The following is a 23,602-nucleotide window of genomic DNA, read 5'->3' on the forward strand; positions in this document are numbered from 1 at the left end:
TCACCAGCCGTCCTCACGCGGGCGGTTGCGCCGGCAGCGATGCGCGCACCCGCCGTACGGGAGACGTTCCCACCCCCCAGGCCGAGCGGCTCGCCGGGCCGCTCCTCACCCAAGGATTGTCATGACTTCGTCCACAAAGCCCAAGAGCCCCCGCTCCCGCCGCACCGCCACCGCGATCGGCTCCGCCGTCGCCCTGGTCGCCGCCTCCGCCGGCCTGTGGGCCGCGACCGCCACCACCGCGCAGGCGGCCGCCCTGCCCACGCCCGACCACATCATCGTCGTGGTGATGGAGAACCACGCCTACACCCAGGTCATCGGGAGCAGCAGCGCCCCGTACCTCAACTCCCTGAAGGCGGGCGGCGCCAACCTCACCCAGTCCTTCGGCATCACCCACCCGAGCGAGCCGAACTACTACGCGCTGTTCTCCGGCTCCACCCAGGGCCGCGTCGACGACAGCTGCGTGACGGTCGGAGGCTTCCAGAGCGCCAACCTGGCCTCCGAGGTCATCGCCGCCGGCAAGACCTGGGCCAGCTACAACGAGACCCTGCCCAGCCAGGGCAGCACAGTCTGCAGTAGCGGCAAGTACGCGCAGAAGCACAACCCGTGGTTCGGCTTCGGCAACGTCCCGCTCAGCAGCGCCAAGACCTTCGCGCAGTTCCCGACCGACTACAGCACCCTGCCGAACGTCTCCTTCGTGGTGCCGAACCTCTGCAGCGACATGCACGACTGCTCGGTCAGCACCGGCGACACCTGGATCAAGAACAACCTCGGCGCCTACGCCACCTGGGCGCAGACCCACAACAGCCTGCTGGTCGTCACCTTCGACGAGGACAACAGCCTCTCCGGCAACCGGATCCCGACCGTGGTCTACGGCGCCCACGTCACCCCCGGCAGCAGCTCCGCCACCACCTACAACCACTACAACGTGCTGCGCACCCTGGAGGACCTGGCCGGCACCGGCAGCCACGCGGGCAACGCGGCCTCCGCGAGCGACATCACCGGCATCTGGAACTGAGCGGCGGCGGTCAGGGCGTGATCCGGGCCTGTGCCCGATCCCGATCCCGTTCCTGACCGCGCTCCCGTTCCTGATCCTGAACCCGGGCCGGTGGCTGTTCGGCCGCCGGCCCGGGCGCGGTTGCGGCCGCATTGCCGTTCCCGGCTGCGTTCCCGTTGCCGTTCCCGGATGCGGGCTCGGCCGCGGGCCGTGTGCCGTGCCGGCGGACCCCCGGCACGGCGGCCGTGCCCGCGCAGACCAGCGTCACCAGCGCCGCGGCCGCCAGCAGCGGCACCCGGCTGCCCCAGGCGTCGGCGGCCAGCGGTGCCAGGACGTACCCGACCGGGGCTGCGCCCAGCGAGAGCAGCCAGTCGTACGAGGTGACCCGGGCCAGGGTCGCGGCCGGGAAGTCCTGCTGCACCACCGTCGACCACACCGGGTTGAGGAAGCCCAGCCCGGCCATCGCCACCGCCTGCGCGGCCACCACGACGGGCGCCGGCGTCGGGACGGCGAGCGCGAGCAGCGGCAGCCCGTACAGCGCGAGGGCGAGGTTGCCGGCCAGCACCGGGCGCCGCGGGCGGAGCCGTCCGGCGATCAGCGAGCCCACCAGCAGGCCCACCGCCCCGGCCTGGGTCACCGCCACCCAGGCGCCGTCGCCGCCGAGGCGGGTGGCGGCGATCAGCGGGCCGAGGGTGAGCAGTACGGCGCTGGCGCCGTTCCAGATCCCGTGGGCGATCAGGCTGGTCCAGTACCAGTCCCGGGCGCGCACCTCGCTCCAGCCCTCGGCAAGGTCCCGGCGCAGCGAGCGCGGTCCGCCCGGGGTGCGGTCGGTCTCGTCGGCCGCGCCGGCGGGTTCGACGGTGAGCCGGGTGAGCAGTGCGGCGCTGAGCACGAAGGAGGCGCCGTCCAGCAGGAACGCCCAGCCGGGCCCCGCGGTGTACACCAGCACCCCGGCGAGGGCCGGGCCGGCCAGGCGGGCGGCGCCGCTCGCGGTGCCGAGCAGGGCGTTGGCCCGCAGCCGGTGCTCGCCCGGGACGGTGGCCGCGACCAGCGGCGAGGCGGTGGGCATGGCGAAGGCGGAGGCGGCGCCGCCGACGGCGGAGGCGATCGCGATGTGCGGCAGGCTCGGGTGCCCGCCGAGCAGTTCCAGGCCGACGAGAAGCTGGGCGACGGCCCGCACCAGGTCGGTGGTGAGCGCGACGAGGCGCGGGTCGAAGCGGTCGCCGGCCACGCCGCCGAACGGCAGCAGGAACAGTCGCGGCACCATCGCGCAGCCCAGCACCACGGCGAGCGCGGCCGAGGATCCGGTGGCCCGGGTGACGGCGATGGCGAGGGCGGCGGGGACGACGGCGTCGCCGAGGGTGGAGATCGTGCGGCCGAGGAAGAGCAGGCGGAAGCCGGGCAGGCGCAAGGGGTGTTCGATCACGCGGCGCACTGTATTTCGGTACCGAAATTTTGGCAACGAATATTTCGGTGCCTGCTCGTTGCCTGAGGGTTTGTAGACTCCTGACATGGCCGAACACCTCCACCAGCACGACACCCCGCCCCGCGACTGGACGGACGGCCACGTCGACCGCTGGCAGCCGGTGCTGCCCGACCTCGACCCGGACATCGAGGCCGCCGTCACCCGGATGTCGCGGCTCACCCGTCACCTCGGCCGGGTCCGCGAACAGGGCGTCGCCGACTACGGCCTGCACAAGCACGAGTTCGACACCCTGCACGTCCTCGCCGGCCTCGGCGGCCACGCCGCCCCCTCCGACCTCCGCGCCGACCTCAACCTCGCCCCGGCGTCGATCACCGGCCGCCTGGAGACCCTGGAACGGCGGGGCTTCGTCGTGCGCACGCCCTCGACGGCGGACCGCCGGAAGGTCGACATCGAGCTGACGGACGCCGGTCGCGCCGCCTGGCACGAGGCCCTCGACGTGGTCGGGCGGGAGGAGCGCCGACTGCTCGGCGTGCTCTCCGCCGACGAGCGGCGCACGCTGGCGGACCTGCTGCGGAAGGTGATGCTGGTCCAGGAGGAGGCGGGGGAGGGTTAGGGCCCGCCGCGCCGGCCCCGGCTCGGCTTCGGTCCCTGCGCCGGTCCCGGCCCGGGGGTCGACCCGGCGGGCCCGGGCCTGGTATCGATAGGGCCGTGCGATTCGAACTTGTGCCGATGCCGGACGGTGTGGGGGCGCGGCCCCGGGACGGGCGGGGGTACCCGGTGCCGGCGATCACGCCGTGGCACGGGGGTGAGCCCCAGTTCGCGCTGACCGACCACGGGCGCAGCGCCAACTGTGCGCTGGAGCGCCGCTGTTCGGTGTGCGGCGGGTTCATGGAGCGCGGACCGGTGTGGCGGGTCGTGGGGCCCGCCGAGAGCGCCGCGATCGCCGGGGCGCTGGCGGACGGGCGCCCGTACCGGAACCTCGCGCCGACCATGGAAGGCCCCGGGCACCGCGCCTGCATGCTCTACGCGTCGATGGTCTGCCCCTACCTGGCGCGCCCGAACGCCCGCCGGCAGGTGACCGCCGAGGACACGGCCGACGCGCTGACGTCGGCCGCCGTCCGCGGGGCGGCGCGCGGCGGGCTGGGCGCGGTGGTCGGGTTCGGCGACTACGAGTACGCCGTCACCGAGAGCCGGGTGCTGTTCCGCTTCCTCGACCTGGTCGAGTACCTGCCGCACGAGTCGGCCGACGAGCACCTGGCCGAGCTGCGCGCCGAGTTGGCGCAGCCCGGCCGGGTGCGGCAGCCGGGAGCGGGGCCGGCGACCGGGTGATCGCCGCTGCCCGCTCCCGCTCGCGGCCGGGCCCGGCTCACGGCCGGAAGGCGGGCAGGCCCTTGATGGTGGAGACCTGGGTCGGCGCGGCGGAGCCGTCGGCGGGCAGCGTGCTGACGCCGTCCGGGGTGCGGGCCGCGATGGTCTTGCCGTCGGGGGACCAGGCGGGCTCGGTGTAGTCGGTCGTGGCCGAGGGGGTGAGGTCCTTCTCGGCCTTCTGGTCGAACTGGGTGGAGCGGGTGAACAGGTGGTCGTGCCCGTTCACCGAGCGGACGAAGACCAGGTGCTCGCCGTCGGGGGAGAGGGCGGGCTGGGAGCCCTTGCCCAGGTCGCGGGTCGAGGGCCGGATGTAGTCGTCGTAGATGTACACCTCGCCGGCCGGGGTGTTGGCGTAGGCGATCTCGCCGCGGTGGCCGCCCGCGTTGGCCCAGGTGTTGCCGGTCTGCGGCGGCTGCGGCATGTCCTCGGAGCCGCCCTCGGAGTTGTGCGGGGTGAGCACCTCGGGGGTGGCGCCGGGGGTCTTGGTGGGGACCTTCTCCAGCTTCAGCGCGCCGCCCTTGCTGCTCGCGAAGACGATGGTGTCGAAGCGGTCGAGGGCGCCGGGGACGGTGGTGACGCCGGGGTCCGTGGTGGCGTGCTGCCAGGTGGGGTGGGACCAGGTCTCCCCACCGGGGTTCTTGGCGAGGGTCACCTTCCCGGTGCCGTCCGGGTTGGCGGTCACCAGGTCGCCGTTGCCGTTGACGAACGCGGCCTTCTTGCCGTCGGGGGACCACGCGAGGTCGCGGACGGTGGTGCCGAAGTCGACGGTGGCGCCGTTCATCGCGACGGTCTGGGTGCCCGTGCTGATGGTGAGGTGGTTGGCGGCGGAGGTGCCGTTGACCTCCTTGCCGCCCGGCGCGGGGCTGCCGGGGTGGGAGCCCGTCCCGGGCGAAGCCGTCCCCGGCGCCGCCGAACCGGGGACGGCGCCGGTCGGGGCCGCGGTGGGACCGGAGTCCGAGCTGTCGGGCCCGCAGGCGGAGAGCAGGACCGCGCCGACGGTGGTCATCAGGGCGATCGCGGCGGCGGTGCCGAATCTGTTGCGCACGGACATTCCAGGTCCCCCTCGGGTGCTGTTCGCTTACGAGAAGGAAGCGTCCCAGGGCCAGGTCAATGACCGGTTCGCGGTGTGTCACAGCCGTGGAACAGTGTGGCCGGAGGCCCTGACGCCCTGTTGCGCCGTGCCGCCCCGATGCCCTGCCGGGGCTGCTGCGCCGGGCCGCCGACGCGGCGTCAGCAGCCCCCGGCCGAGGGCCCGTCAGGGCCGTCAGGGCCCGGGTGTGCGCCTCAGAGGCCGAGCGCCGTGAGGCCCGGGTGGTCGTCGGGGCGGCGGCCGGGCGGCCAGTGGAACAGGCGCTCCTCGGGCGTGATCGGCAGGTCGTTGATGGAGGCGTGGCGGTGCGCCATCAGTCCGTCCGGGGCGAACTCCCAGTTCTCGTTGCCGTAGGAGCGGTACCACTGCCCGGCGTCGTCGTGCCACTCGTAGGCGAAGCGGACGGCGATGCGGTCGCCGTCGTACGCCCAGAGCTCCTTGATCAGCCGGTAGTCGAGCTCGCGCTGCCACTTGCGGGTGAGGAACGCGGCGATCCGCTCGCGGCCGGTGAGGAACTCGGCGCGGTTGCGCCAGCGGCTGTCGGGTGTGTAGGCGAGGGCGACGCGCTGCGGGTCGCGGGTGTTCCAGGCGTCCTCGGCGGCCCGGACCTTCTGCCGGGCGGTCTCCTCGGTGAACGGGGGCAGGGGCGGGCGCTGCCCGTCGTGCTGGTCGGCCATGCGTGAACTCCTCGGGACGGGTACTCCACGGGACGGGTACTCGACGAGTGAGAACGATCGTTCTCGCGTCAGTGGTTACGATAGGAGAACTATCGTTCTCGCGCAAAGGGCACGGCAGATGGAGCACGAAGACCCGCGGACCCGCATCCTCGACGCGGCCGAGGAGCTGTTCTACGGGCAGGGCATCCAGGCGGTCGGCATGGACGCCGTCCGGACCGCCTCCGGCATGACGATGCGCCGCCTGTACCAGCACTTCCCGTCCAAGAACGACCTGGTCGAGGCCTACCTGCTGCGCCGCGACGGCCGCTGGCGGGAAAGCCTCGCCGCGTACGTCTCCCGCACCGGCGGACCGCCCCGGGACCGGCTGCTCGCGGTCTTCGACTGGCTCGGCCAGTGGTTCGCCGAACCCGACTTCCGCGGTTGCGCGTTCGTCAACTCCTTCGGCGAACTGGGTGCCACCACGCCCGTGGTGGCGGCCGTCGCACGGCACCACAAGGAGGAGTTCGCCGGCTATCTCGCCGGTCTGGCCGAGGCCGCCGGCGCCCCGCCCGCCACCGCCGTGCACCTCACCCTGCTCGCCGAGGGGGCCATCACCACCGCGGCCGTCCACGGCGACCCGACGGCCGCCGCCGACGCCAAGGAGGCCGCCCGGCTGCTGCTGGACACGGCCCTCGCGGGCTGATCCGGTCGCCTCGGCCGGAACGGGCCACGGGCCCCCGGGTGGGGCCGGGTCCGGCTCCAGGGGACGTTTATCGGCCATTGATCGTCGCCGCCTAGCCTCGGGCGCATGGACGACAGAACGGCCGAGTGGCCGGGAGCAGCGCCCGAGGGGCGGATGACGGAGCAGGACACCGAGCGGTTCCGGCAGTTGTTGGCGAGTTTGGAGCACTCGCTGGCGGCGGACCGGGAGGCGGCGGGGCGCGATGCCTGAGCTCGCCGAGTGGCGCCCGGTGGCGGTGGTTCCGCTGTGGCGGCGCGGCGAGGGCGGGGGTGAGCGGGCGGAACGCGAGGGCGTGGACCGGCCCGGGGTGCTGCGGGGGCACCCCGGGCCGACGTCGGTCGATCAGGAGGGGGCGGCGGGCGCCGCGGCCGAGGTCGGCTGACGGGGGGTCAGCAGTCGCAGCCGCAGTCGCATCCGTCGCAACCGTCACAGCAACTGCAGCAGTCGCCGCACCCGTCGCACCCGCTGCAGCAGTCACAGCAGTCACAGCAGTCGTGCCGCTCGCAGAAGCCCTTGCGGCGCTCGCGGCTGAACGGGTCGTTGTGGTCGCAGCAGAGCAGTTGGCACGTGCAGGCCATCAGTGCCCACACCGCGCACCCGGCGAGCAGGTTGCGCGGGTGCGGCGGCTTCGAACCGGGCGGGGTGAAGCCGGGACCCTGCGGCACCCACGGCGGCATCGGTGCGCCGGGGTCCTGGCCGGGCGGTGCCTGGTGGGGCGGCGCCTGGTGCGGGTGGTCGGCCACGGCGCCGCCGGCCGGGCCGTGCCCGGTGCCGTGGTCCTTGCCGTGTCCGGCGCCGGCCTTGGTGCGGCAGCTCGCCGCGTGCCGGGCTCCGAAGACCCGGTCGACGGCCTGCTCGGTCTCGTGCGCGAGCAGGACGTGGACCAGTGCCCGGTCGCTCAGCTCGACCTCGCCCAGCGCGAGCCGGATGCCGTGGACGGCGTCCCGGCACAGCCGTTCGGCCTCGGCGCGGTCGGTGCCGGTGGCGGTGAGCGGGTTCCAGGCGCCGGACGCGGCGTCGGCGGCCTGGTCCTCGGCGGCGTCGAGGAGGTGGGCCAGCCGGCCGAACAGCCGCCCGGCCTCGGCGAGCGGGGTGGCGTTGCCGGGGCGTCCGGCGATCACGGCCGTGTGCGCGAAGGCGGCGGCGGTGGCCGTCTCGGTGGGCTCGGTGACCAGCAGGACGGACCCGCCGGGCTGCAGCGAGCGCTCCAACTCGCCCTGCCGGGAAGCCGCTTCGAGCAGGACGGCGGTGTCGAAGCCGACCGTCGAGGCACTGCCGGCGCTCTGCCGGTCCCACCGCCGGGTGACCGCGCGGGCCCCGGCGGCGACCGGGCGGCGGGCGAAGACGCCGTCGCGGTCCTCGACGTGGTCGCGGATCTTCACCGAGGCGAGGGCGAGCGAGACGGCGGCGGCGAGCCGGGCGCCCTCGCCCTTGGCGACGGAGGCGGTCCGCATGCCGCGCAGCGGGCACGGCCCGGCCGTGCGTCGCCAGGAGGAGTCCTCCCGGGCGGCCTGGGCCTCGACCAGGACGGAGATGATCAGACCGTCGTAGTTGGTGGCGGTCCGGGCGAGCTGTCCGTGGTCGTCGCGCAGTGCGAGGCAGAGCCCGCACAGGTGGGCCATCCAGGAGGTCTGCAGCCGTTCCGACAGCCGGTGCTTGCACGGTCTGATGATGCCGAACACGATCGTCCCCGTCCCCCTCGCGCTGTGGCCGCTGACCGGCCACGATTCGCCGCACATCATATGATCAGCGGCGCGCCTGGGCCGAGCCCGAGACGAGGCCGGACCCCGGTCGAGGGCCGACCCCGGTCGAGGCCCGAGCCCCGGGGATCAGGAGGCCCCTGAGCGGGTGGCCGGTTCCCCGGCGGGGACGATCGTGCCGGCGGGAGCTCCGCGAGCTCCGGGTTCGCCGGGTACTCCGGTGCCCCGGTACTCCCGGCGGTCCGGGCGGTCCGAGCGGTCGTCAGGCGCGGCAGCGCAGCATCTCCAGCGGCGGGTACGCGAGGAGGTCCGCCCAGAAGTCCTCGCCGAACTCGCGCAGTCCGGCCTCGGACACCTGCAGCGGCACCCACTCCAGCCCGCCGAACCCGGCGGCCCGCAGCGACCGCTCGTAGACCTCGCGGCGCGGGGCCGTGGCGACGATGCTGATCGGCCGCGGGTCGAGGAGCGCCGTGACCCGGATCCGCGGGCCCGTCTCGCTCTCCTCGCCGAGCGGCTCGCAGCGGAACCCGTACGTCTCCAGGGACGGACAGTCGAACCGGTAGTCCGGGTTCTGGGCGAGCAGGAAGAACTCCCCGCCGGGCGCCAGGTTCCGGTGGACGTTGCGGCACATCCGCTCCATCTCGGCGACGGAGCCCGCGTAGTTGAGGCACTGCACGCCCAGGGCGACGTCGAAGCGCCGGTCGAGCGGCCGCAGTTCGGCGACGTCCCCGACCTCGTAGCCCACGCCCAGCGGGTCGCGCTGCTCGATCCCCCGGGCGGCGGCGATCATCTCGCCGGAGATGTCGACCCCGAACACCTCCGCGGCGCCGCGCCGCTTGAACTCCCGGCTGTAGAAGCCGGTGCCGCAGGCCAGGTCGAGGACCGACCTGCCGCGCACGTCCCCGACCATGCCCAGGAAGCTCGGCACCTCGCCGAAGCGCATCAGGGGCAGGGACTTGAAGCCCTCGAACGCCTCGCCGATCCCGTCGTACTGCTGCACGCCCATCGCGTCGTCCTTCCGTCGGATCCGTGGTCGCGGCCGCGTCGTCGGGACGGGTCGCGGCCCCTGGCGGGCAGTCAACCGCACGCCGGCCAGGGCGCCGTACTGGTCGAAGCCACAAAGATGGGCGGCGTCCCGGGCCGGTCGGACGGGCGGGAGTACGGGCGGGAGTACGGGACCGGCGTGGCCGCGTCGCCGATCGGGACCGGGATATCCGGGGGAGTGGATCTCATATCCGGGATAGCATCGCGAATATGGGAATCGATACGGCCGTCGACGAGCGGCTGGCGCAACGGCTCGCCGAGCTGAGGCTCGAACGAGGGTGGACGTTGGAGGAGTTGGCGCGGCTGGCGGACATCAGCCGCTCGACGCTGTCGCGGGTGGAGCGGGCGGAGGTCAGCCCGACGGCGGCGTTGCTCGGGCGGCTGTGCGCCGTCTACGGGCGGTCGATGTCGCGGCTGCTCGCCGAGGTGGAGGCGGCGGGCCCGGCCGGGCTGGTGCGGGCCGGGGAGCAGCAGGTGTGGCGGGACGACAGCACCGGCTTCGTGCGCCGTTCGGTCTCGCCGCCGCACGGCTCGCTGCGGGCCGAGATCATCGAGGGGCGGCTGCCCGCCGGCGCCGACATCGCGTACGACCGCGCCTGCACGCCCGGCCGGGAGCACCACCTCTGGCTGTTCGAGGGGGCGTTGGAGCTGACCGTGGACGGCGCGGCGCAACTGCTCGCCCCCGGCGACTGCCTGCGCTACGTCGGCGCCACCAGCCGCTTCCGCAGCCTCGGCCCCGGCGACGCCCGGTACGCCCTGGTGGTGGTCGAGCCGTGAGCGCCACCGGCCCGATAGCCGAGCAGCGCTTCGACGCCGCCGGGCGCCGCGTCCTGCTGGTCTGCGTCGCGGGCGGCTTCACCACGCTGCTCGACCAGTCCGTGCTCAACACCTCCATCCCCGCGCTGCGCGAGAGCCTGCACGCCGGGCCCGCCGACCTGCAGTGGATCGTCGCCGGGTACTCGCTCGCCTTCGGCCTGGCGCTGATCCCCGGCGGGCGGCTCGGCGACGTCAAGGGCCGCAAGTGGTTCTTCGTCTCCGGGCTCGCCCTGTTCACGCTGGTCAGCCTGGTCTCGGCGACCGCGACCGAGCCCGCGGTGCTGATCGCCGCCCGGCTGGTGCAGGGGGCGGGCGCGGGCCTGGTCAACTCCCAGATGATCGGCACCCTCCAGGACGTCTTCGAGGGCCAGCTGCGGGCCCGCGCCCTCGGCATGTACGCCGTCACCGGAGGGCTCGCCTTCGCCCTGGGCCCGCCGATCGGCGGCGCGGTGCTGGCGGCGGTCGGCCCCGAGCACGGCTGGCGGCTGACCTTCCTGCTCAACGTGCCGTTCGGCCTGGCCACCGTCGCCCTGGCCGCCCGCCACCTGCCCAGGCCCCGCCCCAGCGCCCGGCACGCCGATCTCGACCTGGTCGGACTGCTGCTGGTCGGCGCGCTCACCCTCGCCCTGATGCTGCCGTTCGTCCGGCCCCCCGGCTGGACCGGCTGGGCGGCCTTCGCGACCGCCGCCGTCCTCCTGCTCGGCGCGCTCGCCGGGTGGCAGCGCCGCTACGCCCGCTCCGGCGGCCACCCGCTGATCCACCCCGCGCTCACCCGCTCCGCGCCGTACGCGCTCGGCACGGCGACGGCGATGGCCCAGTTCGGCTCCTCGCTCGCGGCGTCACTGGTCCTGACCATGTTCCTCCAGGACGGCCTCGGACTCTCCCCGATGGGCGCCGCGCTGGTCGCGCTGCCCTCCGCCGTCGCGATGGGCGTGGCCTCCGCGCTCGCCTGGCGGGTCGTCCAGCGCTTCGGCCGACGCACCGTCACCGTCGGCATGGCCGGCTCCGCCCTGGCCATGCTCGCCGGCGGCCTGGTCGCGCACTGGGCGTCCGCCGCCGTCCTGCCCTGGCTGCTGGCGCTGCTGCAGCTCCTCGGCGGCGCCTCGATCGGCCTGATGGGCTCCACCAACCAGGCCTTCGTGCTGCGCCACGCACCCGCCGAGGCGGCCGGGGTGAGCGGGGCGATCCTGCAGATGGCGCAGCGGATCGCGGCGGCCGTCGCCGTGTCGGCGCTGTCCGGCGTCTACCTGCGGGAGACCGCCGGGGGCGGCGGGCACCGCACCGCCTACCTCACCGCGAGCACGGTCTGCGCGGCGGTGGCCGGCGTCGCCGTGCTGGCCTCGGTCCTCGCGGGTCGCGCCACCGCCCGGGAGCGGCACGAGGACGAGCGGCACGAGGACGAGCAGCACGGGGAGGAGCGGCACGGGGAGGAGCCGGTCGCGCTGCGCCCGGGGCGAACGCCGGTCCGCTGACCGGCCCGCGGTCCGTACGGTGGTCGCCATGACCGACGTACGGACCGTGGACCTGCCCGATGTGACGCTCGCCTACCGTGAGAGCGGGCCCGCCGACGGCCCGCCGCTGGTCCTGCTGCACGCGCTCGGCGAGCGCGCCTCCGACTGGGACGTGGTGCTGCCCGCTCTCGCCCCCGGCCACCACGTCCACGCGCTCGACCTGCGCGGCCACGGCGACAGCGGCCGGCCGGGCGCCTACGGCCTGCCGGAGATGCGCGACGACGTGCTGGCCTTCCTCGACGCGCTCGGGCTGGACCGCGTCGACCTGGTCGGCCACTCGATGGGCGGGGCCGTCGCGTACCTCCTCGCCCAGGCCGCGCCGCAGCGCGTCCACCGGCTCGTCCTGGAGGACATCCCCGCCCTGTACCCGCGCCCCGCGAGCGCGCTGCCGGACGAGCCGGACGAGGACGTCCACTTCGACTGGGCGATGGTCCGGGCCGTCCGGGCCCAGCTCGACGACCCCGACCCGGCCTGGCGGGAGGGGCTGGCGGGGATCACCGCCCGCACCCTGGTGGTGGCGGGCGGCGCGGCCAGCCACGTCCCCCAGGAGCGGATCGCCGAACTCGCCCGGCGGATCCCGGACTGCCGCCTCGTCACGATCGAGGCCGGGCACCTGGTGCACGGTGCCCGGCCCGAGGAGTTCGTCGCCGTGGTGGCGCCGTTCCTGTCGGAGTGACCACCGGCGTGGGGGGGGGGGGGGGGGGGGCCCCCGCCCGCGCCCCCGCGCCCCCCCCCCCCCCCCCGCCCCCCCCCCCCCCCCCCCCCCCCCCCCCCCCCCCCCCCCCCGCGGGGGGGGGGGGCGGGGGGCGGGGGGGGGGGGGGGGGGGGGGGGGGGGGGGGGGGGGGGGGGGGGCCCCCCCCGGGGGGGCCCCCGCGCGCCCCCCCCCCCCCCTCCACTCGGGGCGGCTACCCGTCCCGCCGGAACGGCCGGTGCGACCGCTCGGGGCGGCTGCCCGGCCCGCCGGAACGGCCCTGCGACCGGTCGGGTTGGCTACACGCCGTGCTCGACGGGCAGCCGCCCGCTGCGCACCGCCGTGAGCAGGTCGGCGTGGTCCGCCTCGGTGCGGTCCGCGTAGGCGACGGCGAAGGCCGCGACCGCCTCGTCCAGCGCCTCGCCCTTGCCGCAGTACCCGGCCAGCAGACCGGGGTCGGCGGTGTGGGCGTGCGCCCGGGCCAGCAGCGCGCCGGTGATCCGCGCGTAGTCGTCCAGCTGCGAGGGCTGCAGCGCGGCCGGGTCGACGCTGCCCTTGCGGTTGCGGAACTGCCGCACCTGGTAGGGGAGTCCGTCGACGGTCGTCCAGCCGAGCAGGGTGTCGCTGACCACCTGCATGTGCTTCTGGCCGAGCACCACCCGGCGGCCCTCGTGGCCGTCCTGTTCCGCCTGCGGCAGGTACGGCAGCAGCGCGGACGGGCGGGCCTCCTTCACCTGCAGCACCAGCGGCTGGTCCCGGTGGTCGGTGAGCAGCACCACGTACGAGCGGGTGCCCACGCTGCCGGTGCCCACGACCCGGAACGCCACGTCCTGCACCCGGTACCGGGACAGCAGCGTGCGCACCTCGGCGGGCACCGTCTCCACGTACGCGCCGAGCGCGTGGGCGACGGCCCGGGCGGTCGCGTCGGTCACCTCGGTGAGCACCGGGGGAGCGGCCGTGAAGCGCCAACCGCCGTCCGGCGTGCGGGTGGTACTGCGCGCCGCGAACTTCGCGCTGGTGTTGCCGAGCGCCTTGGCGCCGACCTTGCGCAGCACGTCCGCGAGGTCGTGCGCCTCGGCGAAGGACACCAACTGCTCGTCGGCGACGGCGTTCCAGGCGTCCAGGGCGGGCAGCTTGGCCAGCGTCCGCATGGTCCGGCGGTAGGAGCCGGCCGCGTGCTCGGCGGCCTCGCGTGCGGTGCTCTCGCGCGCGCCGGTCTCCCGGGCGGCCAGCACCAGGCTGGCGGCGAGCCGCTTGAGGTCCCACTCCCAGGGGCCGTGCACGGTCTCGTCGAAGTCGTTGATGTCCATGACGAGCTGGCCGCGCGCGTCACCGTACAGCCCGAAGTTGGCGGCGTGCGCGTCCCCGCACAGCTGGGCGCCGACCCCGGTGACCGGCGTGCCCGCGAGGTCGGCCGCCATCAGGCCGGCCGATCCGCGCAGGAAGGCGAACGGCGTGGCGGCCATCCGCCCCACCCGGATCGCCACCAGCTCGGCGATCCGGCCGGCGTTCGACGCCTCCAGCGCCTCCACGGCCGTCGGCCGCCCGGCGGCGACGGCGAACTCCGCGTGCCGCTCCCGGGGCATCCGCGCCCGCAGCTCCTTGCCGCGCTCCCGCGCCTGCCCGTCCTGGGCCGGGGCGAACCCGGCCACCGCGAACCCGCGCCGGGCCCGCCCCTCCGGGCCGCCCGCACCGGGCGCACTGCGCTGCGCCACGACGCCCGGCAGCCCGCCCCGGCCCCCCGTCGCTGCTCCCGGCTCCGCCCCGTCCACTGCCTCGGTCATCCGCGCCACCGCGCCCCGCCCGTCCCTTCCGGTCCTTACCCGCCCGCGACCTGCGCGGATGGTGATTCATCGGGGGGAGTGACGTCCGGGGCCGCGTGGTGGTTCCGGCGGGGCGGGTGGGGTTGGTCTCGCCCCCGGACCGGCGGCCGCACCCGACCCGTTCCGGCTGCTCTGCCTGCTCTGCCCGATCTGCCTGCTCTGCCCGCTCCGCCGGGCCCGGGCGCGTCGGGTGGTGCGTGCGGCGCCCGGCCGGGCGGCCGGTAGCGTGGGCCGGATGGACGATCTTCGGGGGAACCTGCGTGCGCGTACGGCCGCAGGCGCGGCAGCAGTGGCGACGGTGGCCGCGGGCCTGGGCGTGCGGGCGGTGGCGGACGGGGACGTCACCAAGTACGCGGGGGACGCGCTCTACACCGTCCTGCTGTACTGCCTGGTCCTGCTCGCCGCGCCGCGGGTGCGCCCCGTCCGGGCCGCCGCGTGGGCGGCCGGGCTGAGCTGGGCGGTGGAGCTGTTCCAGCTCACCGGCCTGCCGGACGCGTGGGGCCGCCGCAGCGTCCTGGCCCGGCTCGTCCTCGGCTCGACGTTCAACCCGCCGGACCTGCTCTGGTACCTGGTTGGCGCGGCCGGTGCCGCGCTGCTCCACCGGGCGGCGCGGGGCGTGCGTCCCGCGGCGGCCGGTGGAGCGGCCCGACAGGGCTGACGATCCGTCAGAGTGGCATCAGGTCGGGCCGCTTGGGCTCGACGTGGTCGCCCGAGGACTCGCCGCGCAGGCGCCGGCCGACCCACGGGATCAGGTGCTCACGGGCCCACTGGAGGTTCTCGCGCCGCTGGTCGGCGGAGGTGAGCACGGGGGCGTCCGGCCACGGCGCCTCCGGGTCCTGCCCGGTGGCCAGGCCCAGCGAGCGGGCGGCCAGCAGGGCGACCCGCTGGTGGCCCTCGGGGGACAGGTGCAGGCGGTCCTCGCTCCACGCGCGGCGGTCCTGCACCGCGCGCAGCGACCAGAGGTCGGCCACCTTGCAGCCGTTGCGGTCGGCGACGGCCCGCATGTGCCCGTTGTAGGTGGCGATCTTGCCGCGCAGGTGCTTCAGCAGCGGAACGTCGCGGGTGTCGAAGCCGGTGCAGATCAGCACCGTCCCGGCGGATTCGGCGAGTTGGACGACGGCCGCCTCGAAGCGCTCGGCGACCTCGTCCGGGTCGGCGCCCGGCCGCAGGATGTCGTTGCCGCCGGCGCAGAAGGTGACCAGGTCGGGCTGGAGGCGACGGACCTCCGGCACCTGCTCGGCCGTGATCTGGTCCAGCAGCCGGCCGCGCACCGCGAGGTTGGCGTAGCGGAAGTCGCCCGGCGGACGCCCGTCGGCGAGCATCGCGGCCAGGCGGTCGGCCCATCCGGCGAACCTGCCGTCGACACCGGGGTCGTTCAGGCCTTCGGTGAAGCTGTCCCCGAGGGCGGCGTACGAATTGAGGTCGAGGGTCTCCTGGAGGTTCGGCATGAAAGAGATAGTTCACCTAATCAAGTGACCTACGCCACCGTAGGTGACCGTGGCGGCACGTGAGATGGACCACGTACCCTCGTCGGCCCCGCGCGGCGGCTCAGAGCGCCGTGCCCGGCAAAGCACAAGAACCGCACCCCCTTCCGCTTTCGGGCCCGTGCGGCCGATGCTTCGAGGGAGCGGCCGCCCCGGCCGCCGTCCATCTGGGGGAAGACATCCATGGCCACGAACCCGCGTTCCGACGTGCCCGAGAACTGGTCGATCGACGACCGCTGCACCAACTGCGACGTCGCCCGCCAGCTCGCCCCCGACCTGGTCCGCGAGCGCGCCGGCCGCTCCGAGCTGGTCCACCAGCCGCGCGACGAGGCCGAACGCCGACAGCTGCTGGCCGCCGCCCACGCCTGCCCGACCCGCTCCGTCCGCCCCGGCTCCGGCCGGCTCGACCCGGCCGACGACCCCTTCCCGCTCGCCCTCGACGACGGCGTACTGCTGCTCGGCCACAACTCCCGCCTCACGGCGGGCGCCAACTCCTACCTCTGCCGCCGCCCCACCGGCTGGGTGATGGTCGACACGCCCCGCTACAGCGAGGAGCTCGCCGCCCGCTACGCCGCGCTCGGCCCGGTCACCGACGTCCTGCTGACCCACCGTGACCACGCCCGGCACGGCCGGGAGTACGCCGACCGGCTCGGCGCCCGGCTCTGGATCCACGAGGGCGACCTCGACGCCGCCCCCGACGCGGACCGGGTGCTGCGCGGCACCGAGCCGGTGGAGATCGGTCCCGGCCTGGTCGCCCACCCGCTCCCCGGCCACACCCGCGGCAGCGTGCTCTTCGTCGCCGACGAGCGGTACTGCTTCAGCGGCGACAGCCTGTACTGGTCCCGCACCACCGGGGACGTGGAGGTGCACGAGGCCATCACCTGGTACTCGATCGAGGAGCAGGCGGCCTCGCTGGAGCGCAGCCTGGGCGTGCTCCGCTTCGAGTGGCTGCTCCCCGGGCACGGGGAGCGGCGCCGGATGCCCGCCGAGGAGGCGGACCGCCGGCTGCGCTCGCTGGCCGAGCGCTGCCGCAAGCTGCGGTCCGCGCCGGTGGACTTCGCCGCGGTCCGCTGGTAGCGGGCCCCGGGGCGCGGCAGGGTGCGGGTCCTGCGGCGCCGCTGGTACGGGCACCGAGGCGCCGCTGGTAACGGGCCCCGCGCCGCCGCGCCGACCGCGGTCCGCGCGCGGACCCGCCGGTAGCACCGGAGGACACGTGCGCCGGTGCTCGCGCCGGGTGCGCGGGGGCGTGCGTCCACCGGGGGCGCCCGCGCTGGTGTGCGAACGGTGCCGCCGGGGCAGCCGCCTCTGCAACAGAGAGGTGTTCCGTACCGGCGGAACCCCGAGCTCCCCGCGATCCAAGGACGGTTGAGCCATGCCCACGCAGACCCCGGAGCGCACCGCCCGGCCGCGGCGCTACCTGATGTGCAGGCCGACGCACTTCACCGTGGACTACGCGATCAATCCGTGGATGGATCCGTCCCAGCCCACCGACACCGCGCTCGCGCTCCGCCAGTGGGAGCGGCTGTACTGGACGTACCGCCGCCTCGGCCACACCGTCGAGCTGATCGACCCGCTGCCCGGCCTGCCCGACATGGTCTACGCCGCCAACGGCGCGACCGTGCTGGACGGCCGGGTGCTGGTGGCGACCTTCCGCCACCCGCAGCGCGCCGCCGAGTCGGACGCCTACCAGGCCTGGTTCCGGGCGCGCGGCTACCGCGAGGTGCGCCGCGCCGGGCAGGTCAACGAGGGCGAGGGCGACCACCTGGTGGTGGGCCGCCGGGTGCTCGCCGGGACGGGCTTCCGCAGCTCGCGCGCCGCGCACGCCGAGGCGGGCGAGCTGTTCGGCGTCCCGGTGGTCAGCCTGACCCTGGTCGACCCGCGCTTCTACCACCTGGACACCGCGCTGGCCGTGCTCGCGGACGACCACGTCATGTACTACCCGGAGGCGTTCGACGCCGACAGCCGCGCCGCGCTGCGCACGCTCTACCCGGACGCCGTCCTCGCCGACCGCGCGGACGCCGAGGCGTTCGGGCTCAACGCGGTCTCGGACGGGCGCCGGGTGATGCTGCCGGAGACGGCCAAGAACCTGGCGGGCCGGCTCGCCGACCACGGCTACGAGCCGATCCCGGTGGACGTCTCCGAGCTGCTGAAGGGCGGCGGCGGGGCCAAGTGCTGCACCCTGGAGCTCAGGCCGGCCCCGGCCCCCGCGTGAACCGGCCCGGCAGGGCCTGATGCCGTGCGGAACCCGGAGCGGTACGGAACCCGCAGCCGTACGGAACCCGGAGCCCGTGGGGAACCCGCAGCACTGCGGCACCGGCCCGCCCGTCGTCGTACGGGCGGACCGGTGCCGGTGCGGGGAGCCCGGTCAGGCCGGGGTTCCCGGGATCAGGCGCCGAGCCAGAGGTCCGGGCCGAACACCTCGTAGTGGATGTCCGCCGCCGGGACTCCGGCGGTCAGCAGCTGCTCGCGCACGGCGCGCAGGAAGGGCAGCGGGCCGCAGAGGTAGGCGGTGGTGCCGGCCGGGATCTCGACCGAGGCGAGGTTCACCAGTCCGGTGCGCTCGGCCGGCCACTCGCCGAGCGGCCGCTCGTAGAAGACGTGGGAGGTGGCGTTCGGCAGCTTGGCGGTCAGCTGCTCCAGGTCGGCGCGGAAGGCGTGGCTGAGCTGGTCGCGGTCGCCGTGCACCGAGACGATCCGGCGGGTGGAGCCGGTGGCGGCGAGGTGGTCGAGCATCGCGGTCATCGGGGTGTTGCCGATGCCGGCCGAGGCGAGCAGGACCGGGCCGTCGCCCTCGGCGAGGAAGACGTCGCCCATCGGGGCGGAGAGCTCGACGGTGTCGCCGGTGCGCAGGTGGTCCTGGAGGTGGCCGGAGACCTCGCCGCCGGCCTCGCGCTTGACGGTGAAGCGCAGCGCGCCGTCGGCCCCGCCGGAGAGGCTGTACTGGCGGATCTGCCGGGCGCCGTCGGGCAGTTCGGTGCGCACGGAGACGTACTGGCCGGGGCGGGAGGCCGGCACGGGGCGGTCGTCGGCCGGGCGGACGAGGTAGCTGGTGACGCTGTCGGTCTCCTGGTAGCGGGTGACCACGGTGTAGGGGCGCCACAGGTCGGCCGGGTCGCCGCCCGCGGCGGCCTCGGTGCGCAGCCGGTCCTCGACGGCGATCAGCGCGTTGGCCATCAGCCAGTAGACCTCGTCCCAGGCGGCGGCGACCTCGGGGGTGACGGCCTCGCCGAGGACCTCCACGATCGCGGCGAACAGGTGCTCGTGGACGATCTTGTACTGATCGTCGGCGATGCCGACCGAGACGTGCTTGTGGGCGATCCGCGCGAGCATCGCGTCGGGGCGCTGGTCCGGGTGGGCGAGCAGCGCGGTGGCGAAGGTGGCTATCGAGCCGGCCAGCGCCTGACGCTGGGTGCCGTTGGCCTGGTTGCCGCGGTTGAAGAGGTCGCGCAGCAGCTCGGGGTGGGCGGCGAACAGCCGGTCGTAGAAGCGCGGGGTGATGTCGCCGATGGCGGCGCCCACGGCGGGCAGGGTGGCTTCGATGACCTCGGCGGACTTCGCGGACAGCATCGGTCGGGCTCCTAACTGGTATCTGAGATTCGTATTTAAGGCCGTACGGTACCGAGCGGCCGCAGGGGCGCGGACCGGTCGGTGGGGTGGATCGGTCGGTGGGGCGGGTCAGTCGGTGGGGCGGATCGTGAGGCTGAGCAGGACCGGTCCGGTGGGGGCGGCCACCAGGTCGTCGATGCAGTACGGGTCGAGCGTGGCGAAGAACGCCTCCTGGGCGTTGCGCAGCACCCCGCGCAGCCGGCACGCGGCCCGCAGCGGGCACGGCGGGTCGTCCTCGCAGCCGACCACGTCGCCGACGCCTTCCAGCTCCCGCAGCAGCAGTCCGAGCGAACCGGTCCGCCCGGCGAAGGTGATCATCAGCCCGCCGCCGCGACCGCGCCGGGCCTCCACCACCCCGAGGTGCTGCAGGCGGCTGACCACCTTCGCCGCGTGGGTGTACGGCACGCCGACCGACTCGGCCACCTCGCGGGTGGTCGGGGTGTCGCCCTCGGCGAGGACCGCCAGCCGCATGGCGATGCGGAGGGCGATGTCGGTGCTCTTGGTCAGCCTCACGTTCGAAACGCTATCGAATGCGACTCCACAATTCCAATTTTCTGCACGACCCCGACCGGGGTGGTCCGGAAGCTGCCCGAAGAACCGGTCGAATCTGAACAGTTGGCGACATTAGCGGTCACTCCCTGACGGGTGGTCAGGGCGGCTTCTACGCTTCGTGCGGCCCGGGGCCCGCCCCGCGCGTGACGCACGGCACAGCCGCACCACCCGTACCGCACCACCCGTACGAGCAGCACGGCCCGTGCCGCACCGCACCGCCCGTACCGAGCGCCACCCCGACCGCCGACCGCCGACCGAACGGAGAGACCGTGAGAACACGCCGAGCACCCCGTCGAACCCCGACGGCCGTGACCGCGATAGCCGCGGCCACGGCCGCACTGCTGTCCCTGCCCGCCACCACCGCCGGGGCCGCCGCCCCGCCGCCGGCCGTCACCGCCCAGGTGCCGGTGGCCCCCTACCCGGCGGGCGTCGCCCTGACGCCGGACGGCGGCCACGCCTACGTGACCAGCCAGAGCAGCGGCACCGTGAGCGTCCTGGACACCGCGAACAACACGGTGTCCGGCAGCTTCACCGCCGGCACCGGCTCCTACGCGGTCGCCCTCGCGCCGGACGGGCACCGCGCCTACCTGACGCACCACCTGGACAACACGGTCAGCGTCGTGGACACCGCGACGAACACGGTGACCGCGACCGTCCCGGTCGGCACCCAGCCCTGGGGCCTCGCCCTCTCCCCGGACGGCTCGCGCGCCTACGTGAGCAACGCCTCCGCCAACACGGTGAGCGTGCTGGACACCTCCTCGAACACCGTGACCGCGACCGTCCCGGTCGGCGCCGAGCCGCACGGGCTGGCCGTCTCGCCCGACGGCAAGCGGCTGTACGTCGCGGCCTCCGGTGACAAGGCGGTGAACGTCGTCGACACCGTGGGCAGCACGGTGAGCGCCACCGTTCCCGTCGGCCACAGCGCCTTCGGCCTGGCACTCGCCCCGGACGGCAGCCGGCTCTGGGTGGCCGACGGCGACGACAGCACGGCCGCCGTGATCGACACCGCGGCGAACACGCTCCTCGGCACCGTCCAGGTCGGATCCGGCCCGTACGCCGTCACCGTCGCCCCCGACGGTGCGACCGCGTACGTGTCCGACTACGCCGACAACACGCTGAGCGTGGTGGACACCGCCACCCGCACCGTCACCGCGACCGTGCCGGTCGGCGCGAGCCCGTACACCCTGGCGCTGGCCGCCGACGGGCGGCACGGCTACCTGGCCGACTTCGCCGGCAGCGCCGTGCAGGTGCTGAACTTCCCGCTGCCCGTACCGGCCGTGACCGCGATCGCCCCGAGCAGCGGCTCCGGGACGGGCGGCACCGTGGTGACGATCACCGGCACCGACCTGAACGGCGCCACCGCGGTGACCTTCGGCGCGGCCGGCCCGGCCACCGCGTTCAGCTGCACCAGGACCAGCTGCACCGCGACCGCCCCCGCCACCGCCGTGACCGGACCGGTGGACGTCCGGGTCACCACGCCCGGCGGCACCAGCGCGGCCGTCGCCGCCGACCGCTTCACCTACGCCGCGCCCAGCGCCCACCTGGCCGTGGCGCTCACCGCGACCCCGGTCACCCAACTGCTCGCCAGCCGCGTCGACTACACGGTCACGCTCACCAACCAGGGCCCCGACCCGATCACCGCGGCCACCGTCACCGCCGGCCTGCCCAGCGGCCTGACCACCACCTCCACCGACTGCACCGTGGCCGCCGGGAAGCTCACCTGCACGCTGGCCGCCCCGCTCGCCAAGGGCGCGACCGTCACCCGGCACTTCACGATCCAGGTCGGAGTGCTCTCGCTGATCCGCAGCTGGGACGTCACCGTGGCCCGCACCGCAGGCACCCCCGCCGACCCGTCGCCCACCACCAGCCGGGACACCCGCAGCTGCTCCTCCGTCCTCGGACTGTCGATCACCTGCACGTAGCACCCGCCTTGTCCGTAGCACCCGCCTGCACCCAGTACCCGCCGTCGAACCGCGGCGCGGAGGCCCTGCCGGAACCCGGGAGTCCTGCCGGACCCCCGGCCCGTCCGGCAGGGCCTCCGCCGTCGGTGGTCCTGGACGAAGTGTCCGGGCCGGACGTACAGTCCGAACATGCCCTCGGAGAACCCCGACCCGCGCGTCCGGACCTTCGCCCCGGCCTGCCGCGCGGTGGCCCTGCTGCTCGGCCCGTACGCCGAGGTGGTGCTGCACGACATCGCCACCGACCGGGTGCTCGCCATCTGGAACCCGATGACCCCCCGCGCCCCGGGCGACCCGTCGATGCTCGGCGAACTGGACGAGGTCGACCCCACCGCCCCCGACGTCTACGGCCCGTACGAGAAGGCGCTGCCCGACGGCCGCCGGCTCTCCGCCGTCAGCGCCGTGCTGCGCGACGACGCCGGACAGCCCTCGGCGGTGCTCTGCGTCAACCTCGACCGGGGCCCGCTGGAGCAGGCCGCCGCCCTCCTCGCCGGCTTCGCCGCCCCCAGCGCACCGCGCCCCGAGCCGCTCTTCGAACGCGACTGGACGGAGCGGATGAACGACGTGATCGCCGGCCACGCCCGCGCCCGGGGGCGCCCGCTGGAGCGCTTCACCCGCGAGGACCGGCTGGCCGTGCTGCGCGAACTCGACCAGGCCGGGGTGTTCGCCGTCCGCCGGGCCGTCCCGGTCGTCGCCACGGCGCTGCGGATATCCCGCTCGACCGCCTACAGCCTGCTCGCCGAGCTCAAGCACCCCGCCGGCCCGTAAGGCCGTAGGACCGCAAGGCCCGACGGCCCCGCAGCACCCCAGGCCCCAGGAAGGAACGGCCCCCATGCCCCAGCTCCCCGACTTCCGGCTCGAAACCCACCTCTCGCGCTGGGAGTTCACCGCACCCCACCACCTCACCGCCTCCGACGCCCAGACCATGACGATGGCCGAGCTGCTCGCCCTGGCCGGCCCCGAGGACCGCGAGGCCTGGGACACCCTCGCCCTCGGCTACACCGAGACCTTCGGCGACCCCGGGCTCCGCCGGGCGATCGCCGGGACGTACGAGCGGGTCGACGAGGACGACCTGATCTGCTTCGCCGGGGCCCAGGAGGGGCTCAACCTCGCCATGCAGGTGCTGCTCGAACCGGGCGACCACGCGGTGGTGGTGACCCCCGGCTACCAGTCCGCCGAGACCGTCCCGCTCTCCCTGTGCGAGGTCACCGGCGTCGCCCTGGACGACCGGAGGGACTGGGCGCTCGACCTCGACGCCGTCGAGGCGGCGCTGCGCCCGAACACCAGGGTGCTGTCGGTCAACTTCCCCAACAACCCCACCGGCGCGCTGATCGACGCCGCCGACTTCGCCCGGCTCGTCGAACTCTGCGACGAGCGCGGCATCCGGCTCTTCTCGGACGAGGTCTACCGCGGCCTGGAGCGGGATCCGGCCCGCACCCTGCCGCAGGCCGCCGACCTCTCCGAGCGGGCCCTCTCGCTCAACGTCACCTCCAAGTCGCTCGGCCTGCCCGGCCTGCGGATCGGCTGGATCGCCTGCCGGGACCGCGAGGTGCGCTCCCGCCTGGAACGGGCCAAGCACTACACCACGATCTGCAACTCGGCGCCGAGCGAGGTGCTGGCCCGGATCGCGATCACGGCCCGCGAGCGGATCCTGGCGCGCAACCGCGGCATCATCGCCGAGAACCTGCCGCTCTTCGACGCCTTCTTCGCCGAGTTCGCTGACCTCTTCGAGTGGCGGGCCCCGGACGGCGGCTGCGTCGCCTTCCCGCGCTACCTCGGGGCGGACGGCGTGGAGGACTTCTGCGCCGGGCTGGTCGAGCAGGCGGGCGTCATCCTGCTGCCCGCGAGCACCTTCCGCTCCGAACTGACGCCCACCCCGACCGACCGCTTCCGCCTCGGCATCGGCCGGCGCGACCCGGGCCCGGCCCTGGAGGCCTTCGCCGGCCGGCTCCGCAAGCGCTGACCGGCTCGGGCCCCGCCGGGCGGCGTGTGGCGGACCGCCGCGCCCGGCGCCGGCGCCCGCGCGCCCGAACGAGCCGGGGGGGGGGGGCCCCCGCGCGGGGGGGGGGGGGGGGGCGGGCCCGCCCGCCCCGCCCCCCCCCCGGGGGGGCAGGGCAGGACGCAGCGCCCGGGCGGGGGC

The 23,602-nt window shown here is 75.1% G+C and carries 24 protein-coding genes; 15 read left to right on the forward strand and 9 right to left on the reverse strand.

What is annotated here, in order from left to right:
* Positions 1-121 precede the first annotated feature (121 nt).
* Positions 122-1,015, forward strand: coding sequence for an alkaline phosphatase family protein (locus ACIRST_RS18035; RefSeq protein WP_402803091.1), 894 nt, complete (start codon positions 122-124; stop codon positions 1,013-1,015).
* 10 nt (positions 1,016-1,025) lie between these two features.
* Here the strand turns inward: ACIRST_RS18035 and ACIRST_RS18040 are convergent, their stop codons facing one another.
* Positions 1,026-2,417 (reverse strand): MFS transporter, encoded by a 1,392-nt coding sequence (locus tag ACIRST_RS18040; RefSeq protein WP_402803161.1) that lies wholly within the window; start codon positions 2,415-2,417, stop codon positions 1,026-1,028.
* 88 nt (positions 2,418-2,505) lie between these two features.
* On the opposite strand from ACIRST_RS18040, the gene ACIRST_RS18045 reads away from it, so the two are divergent.
* Both ACIRST_RS18045 and ACIRST_RS18050 read left to right on the forward strand, forming a co-directional pair.
* Positions 2,506-3,033, forward strand: coding sequence for a MarR family transcriptional regulator (locus ACIRST_RS18045; RefSeq protein WP_350520978.1), 528 nt, complete (start codon positions 2,506-2,508; stop codon positions 3,031-3,033).
* A 95-nt stretch (positions 3,034-3,128) separates the two neighbouring features.
* Positions 3,129-3,749 (forward strand): hypothetical protein, encoded by a 621-nt coding sequence (locus ACIRST_RS18050; protein WP_350520977.1) that lies wholly within the window; start codon positions 3,129-3,131, stop codon positions 3,747-3,749.
* 37 nt (positions 3,750-3,786) lie between these two features.
* Here the strand turns inward: ACIRST_RS18050 and ACIRST_RS18055 are convergent, their stop codons facing one another.
* Positions 3,787-4,839 carry a hypothetical protein gene (locus ACIRST_RS18055; protein ID WP_402803092.1) on the reverse strand — a complete coding sequence of 351 codons (1,053 nt, stop codon included), beginning with the start codon at positions 4,837-4,839 and terminating at the stop codon, positions 3,787-3,789.
* Between the two features lie 233 nt (positions 4,840-5,072).
* Entirely contained in the window at positions 5,073-5,555 is a 483-nt protein-coding gene (locus tag ACIRST_RS18060) for a nuclear transport factor 2 family protein (protein WP_350520975.1), read from the reverse strand.
* Positions 5,556-5,673: 118 nt separating this feature from the next.
* Between ACIRST_RS18060 and ACIRST_RS18065 the strand changes: the two genes are divergently transcribed.
* The 3 genes from ACIRST_RS18065 (at position 5,674) to ACIRST_RS18075 (ending at position 6,658) form a co-directional block, all read left to right on the forward strand.
* Entirely contained in the window at positions 5,674-6,237 is a 564-nt protein-coding gene (locus ACIRST_RS18065; RefSeq protein WP_402803093.1) for a TetR/AcrR family transcriptional regulator, read from the forward strand.
* A gap of 105 nt (positions 6,238-6,342) precedes the next feature.
* Positions 6,343-6,486 (forward strand): hypothetical protein, encoded by a 144-nt coding sequence (locus ACIRST_RS18070; RefSeq protein WP_396546206.1) that lies wholly within the window; start codon positions 6,343-6,345, stop codon positions 6,484-6,486.
* Positions 6,479-6,658: a hypothetical protein gene (locus ACIRST_RS18075; RefSeq protein ID WP_396546207.1), complete on the forward strand. Its 180-nt coding sequence runs from the start codon at positions 6,479-6,481 to the stop codon at positions 6,656-6,658. Before ACIRST_RS18070 ends, ACIRST_RS18075 begins: the two co-directional genes overlap by 8 nt.
* A gap of 7 nt (positions 6,659-6,665) precedes the next feature.
* Here the strand turns inward: ACIRST_RS18075 and ACIRST_RS18080 are convergent, their stop codons facing one another.
* Positions 6,666-7,958: a DUF5685 family protein gene (locus ACIRST_RS18080; protein ID WP_402803094.1), complete on the reverse strand. Its 1,293-nt coding sequence runs from the start codon at positions 7,956-7,958 to the stop codon at positions 6,666-6,668.
* Between the two features lie 280 nt (positions 7,959-8,238).
* A complete protein-coding gene (locus tag ACIRST_RS18085) occupies positions 8,239-8,982 on the reverse strand; it encodes a class I SAM-dependent methyltransferase (protein WP_402803095.1) in 744 nt (247 codons plus the stop codon).
* A 248-nt stretch (positions 8,983-9,230) separates the two neighbouring features.
* On the opposite strand from ACIRST_RS18085, the gene ACIRST_RS18090 reads away from it, so the two are divergent.
* Genes ACIRST_RS18090 through ACIRST_RS18100 form a run of 3 tightly spaced genes read left to right on the forward strand, consistent with a single transcriptional unit; the run spans position 9,231 to position 12,023 of the window.
* A complete protein-coding gene (locus ACIRST_RS18090) occupies positions 9,231-9,797 on the forward strand; it encodes a helix-turn-helix domain-containing protein (protein WP_396546210.1) in 567 nt (188 codons plus the stop codon).
* The gene (locus tag ACIRST_RS18095; protein ID WP_402803096.1) at positions 9,794-11,308 is read left to right on the forward strand and encodes an MFS transporter; all 1,515 of its coding nucleotides are present in this window, start codon (positions 9,794-9,796) and stop codon (positions 11,306-11,308) included. Before ACIRST_RS18090 ends, ACIRST_RS18095 begins: the two co-directional genes overlap by 4 nt.
* A gap of 28 nt (positions 11,309-11,336) precedes the next feature.
* Positions 11,337-12,023, forward strand: a complete 687-nt coding sequence (locus ACIRST_RS18100; protein WP_402803097.1) for an alpha/beta fold hydrolase — start codon at positions 11,337-11,339, stop codon at positions 12,021-12,023.
* A gap of 315 nt (positions 12,024-12,338) precedes the next feature.
* On the opposite strand, the gene ACIRST_RS18105 is transcribed toward ACIRST_RS18100, so the two are convergent.
* On the reverse strand, positions 12,339-13,823 hold the full coding sequence (locus tag ACIRST_RS18105; protein ID WP_402803098.1) for a DUF2252 domain-containing protein: 1,485 nt from the start codon (positions 13,821-13,823) through the stop codon (positions 12,339-12,341).
* Positions 13,824-14,097: 274 nt separating this feature from the next.
* On the opposite strand from ACIRST_RS18105, the gene ACIRST_RS18110 reads away from it, so the two are divergent.
* On the forward strand, positions 14,098-14,520 hold the full coding sequence (locus ACIRST_RS18110; protein WP_350520965.1) for a DUF2809 domain-containing protein: 423 nt from the start codon (positions 14,098-14,100) through the stop codon (positions 14,518-14,520).
* A 7-nt stretch (positions 14,521-14,527) separates the two neighbouring features.
* Here ACIRST_RS18110 and ACIRST_RS18115 read toward each other — a convergent pair whose 3' ends face one another.
* Positions 14,528-15,310, reverse strand: coding sequence for an SGNH/GDSL hydrolase family protein (locus ACIRST_RS18115; RefSeq protein WP_350520964.1), 783 nt, complete (start codon positions 15,308-15,310; stop codon positions 14,528-14,530).
* Between the two features lie 219 nt (positions 15,311-15,529).
* Between ACIRST_RS18115 and ACIRST_RS18120 the strand changes: the two genes are divergently transcribed.
* Both ACIRST_RS18120 and ddaH read left to right on the forward strand, forming a co-directional pair.
* Positions 15,530-16,423, forward strand: coding sequence for an MBL fold metallo-hydrolase (locus ACIRST_RS18120; protein WP_402803099.1), 894 nt, complete (start codon positions 15,530-15,532; stop codon positions 16,421-16,423).
* Positions 16,424-16,718: 295 nt separating this feature from the next.
* Positions 16,719-17,558 (forward strand): dimethylargininase, encoded by an 840-nt coding sequence (ddaH, locus tag ACIRST_RS18125; protein WP_402803100.1) that lies wholly within the window; start codon positions 16,719-16,721, stop codon positions 17,556-17,558.
* 173 nt (positions 17,559-17,731) lie between these two features.
* Here the strand turns inward: ddaH and ACIRST_RS18130 are convergent, their stop codons facing one another.
* Both ACIRST_RS18130 and ACIRST_RS18135 read right to left on the reverse strand, forming a co-directional pair.
* Positions 17,732-18,913 (reverse strand): globin domain-containing protein, encoded by a 1,182-nt coding sequence (locus ACIRST_RS18130; RefSeq protein WP_350520961.1) that lies wholly within the window; start codon positions 18,911-18,913, stop codon positions 17,732-17,734.
* A 108-nt stretch (positions 18,914-19,021) separates the two neighbouring features.
* Positions 19,022-19,465 carry an Rrf2 family transcriptional regulator gene (locus tag ACIRST_RS18135; RefSeq protein WP_350520960.1) on the reverse strand — a complete coding sequence of 148 codons (444 nt, stop codon included), beginning with the start codon at positions 19,463-19,465 and terminating at the stop codon, positions 19,022-19,024.
* A 347-nt stretch (positions 19,466-19,812) separates the two neighbouring features.
* Here ACIRST_RS18135 and ACIRST_RS18140 point away from each other — a divergent pair, with 347 nt between their 5' ends.
* The 3 genes from ACIRST_RS18140 to ACIRST_RS18150 all read left to right on the forward strand — a co-directional run bounded on the left by ACIRST_RS18140 (position 19,813) and on the right by ACIRST_RS18150 (position 23,425).
* Positions 19,813-21,426 (forward strand): beta-propeller fold lactonase family protein, encoded by a 1,614-nt coding sequence (locus tag ACIRST_RS18140; protein ID WP_402803101.1) that lies wholly within the window; start codon positions 19,813-19,815, stop codon positions 21,424-21,426.
* 168 nt (positions 21,427-21,594) lie between these two features.
* Entirely contained in the window at positions 21,595-22,230 is a 636-nt protein-coding gene (locus ACIRST_RS18145; RefSeq protein WP_350520958.1) for a PAS domain-containing protein, read from the forward strand.
* Between the two features lie 64 nt (positions 22,231-22,294).
* Positions 22,295-23,425, forward strand: coding sequence for an aminotransferase class I/II-fold pyridoxal phosphate-dependent enzyme (locus tag ACIRST_RS18150; protein ID WP_402803102.1), 1,131 nt, complete (start codon positions 22,295-22,297; stop codon positions 23,423-23,425).
* The last annotated feature ends 177 nt before the right edge of the window (positions 23,426-23,602 follow it).

Source organism: Kitasatospora sp. NPDC101447, assembly GCF_044767225.1.
Lineage (GTDB): Bacteria > Actinomycetota > Actinomycetes > Streptomycetales > Streptomycetaceae > Kitasatospora.

What these genes read in the sequence shown, in the direction of transcription:
- ACIRST_RS18100 (WP_402803097.1), top strand. Translation starts at nt 11,337, where the DNA reads ATGACCGACGTACGGACCGTGGACCTGCCCGATGTGACGCTCGCCTAC.
- ACIRST_RS18145 (WP_350520958.1), top strand. Translation starts at nt 21,595, where the DNA reads ATGCCCTCGGAGAACCCCGACCCGCGCGTCCGGACCTTCGCCCCGGCC.
- ACIRST_RS18060 (WP_350520975.1), bottom strand. Translation starts at nt 5,555, where the DNA reads ATGGCCGACCAGCACGACGGGCAGCGCCCGCCCCTGCCCCCGTTCACC.
- ACIRST_RS18065 (WP_402803093.1), top strand. Translation starts at nt 5,674, where the DNA reads ATGGAGCACGAAGACCCGCGGACCCGCATCCTCGACGCGGCCGAGGAG.
- ACIRST_RS18105 (WP_402803098.1), bottom strand. Translation starts at nt 13,823, where the DNA reads ATGACCGAGGCAGTGGACGGGGCGGAGCCGGGAGCAGCGACGGGGGGC.
- ddaH (WP_402803100.1), top strand. Translation starts at nt 16,719, where the DNA reads ATGCCCACGCAGACCCCGGAGCGCACCGCCCGGCCGCGGCGCTACCTG.
- ACIRST_RS18085 (WP_402803095.1), bottom strand. Translation starts at nt 8,982, where the DNA reads ATGGGCGTGCAGCAGTACGACGGGATCGGCGAGGCGTTCGAGGGCTTC.
- ACIRST_RS18070 (WP_396546206.1), top strand. Translation starts at nt 6,343, where the DNA reads ATGGACGACAGAACGGCCGAGTGGCCGGGAGCAGCGCCCGAGGGGCGG.
- ACIRST_RS18035 (WP_402803091.1), top strand. Translation starts at nt 122, where the DNA reads ATGACTTCGTCCACAAAGCCCAAGAGCCCCCGCTCCCGCCGCACCGCC.
- ACIRST_RS18115 (WP_350520964.1), bottom strand. Translation starts at nt 15,310, where the DNA reads ATGCCGAACCTCCAGGAGACCCTCGACCTCAATTCGTACGCCGCCCTC.
- ACIRST_RS18130 (WP_350520961.1), bottom strand. Translation starts at nt 18,913, where the DNA reads ATGCTGTCCGCGAAGTCCGCCGAGGTCATCGAAGCCACCCTGCCCGCC.
- ACIRST_RS18055 (WP_402803092.1), bottom strand. Translation starts at nt 4,839, where the DNA reads ATGTCCGTGCGCAACAGATTCGGCACCGCCGCCGCGATCGCCCTGATG.
- ACIRST_RS18150 (WP_402803102.1), top strand. Translation starts at nt 22,295, where the DNA reads ATGCCCCAGCTCCCCGACTTCCGGCTCGAAACCCACCTCTCGCGCTGG.
- ACIRST_RS18075 (WP_396546207.1), top strand. Translation starts at nt 6,479, where the DNA reads ATGCCTGAGCTCGCCGAGTGGCGCCCGGTGGCGGTGGTTCCGCTGTGG.
- ACIRST_RS18110 (WP_350520965.1), top strand. Translation starts at nt 14,098, where the DNA reads ATGGACGATCTTCGGGGGAACCTGCGTGCGCGTACGGCCGCAGGCGCG.
- ACIRST_RS18120 (WP_402803099.1), top strand. Translation starts at nt 15,530, where the DNA reads ATGGCCACGAACCCGCGTTCCGACGTGCCCGAGAACTGGTCGATCGAC.
- ACIRST_RS18090 (WP_396546210.1), top strand. Translation starts at nt 9,231, where the DNA reads ATGGGAATCGATACGGCCGTCGACGAGCGGCTGGCGCAACGGCTCGCC.
- ACIRST_RS18045 (WP_350520978.1), top strand. Translation starts at nt 2,506, where the DNA reads ATGGCCGAACACCTCCACCAGCACGACACCCCGCCCCGCGACTGGACG.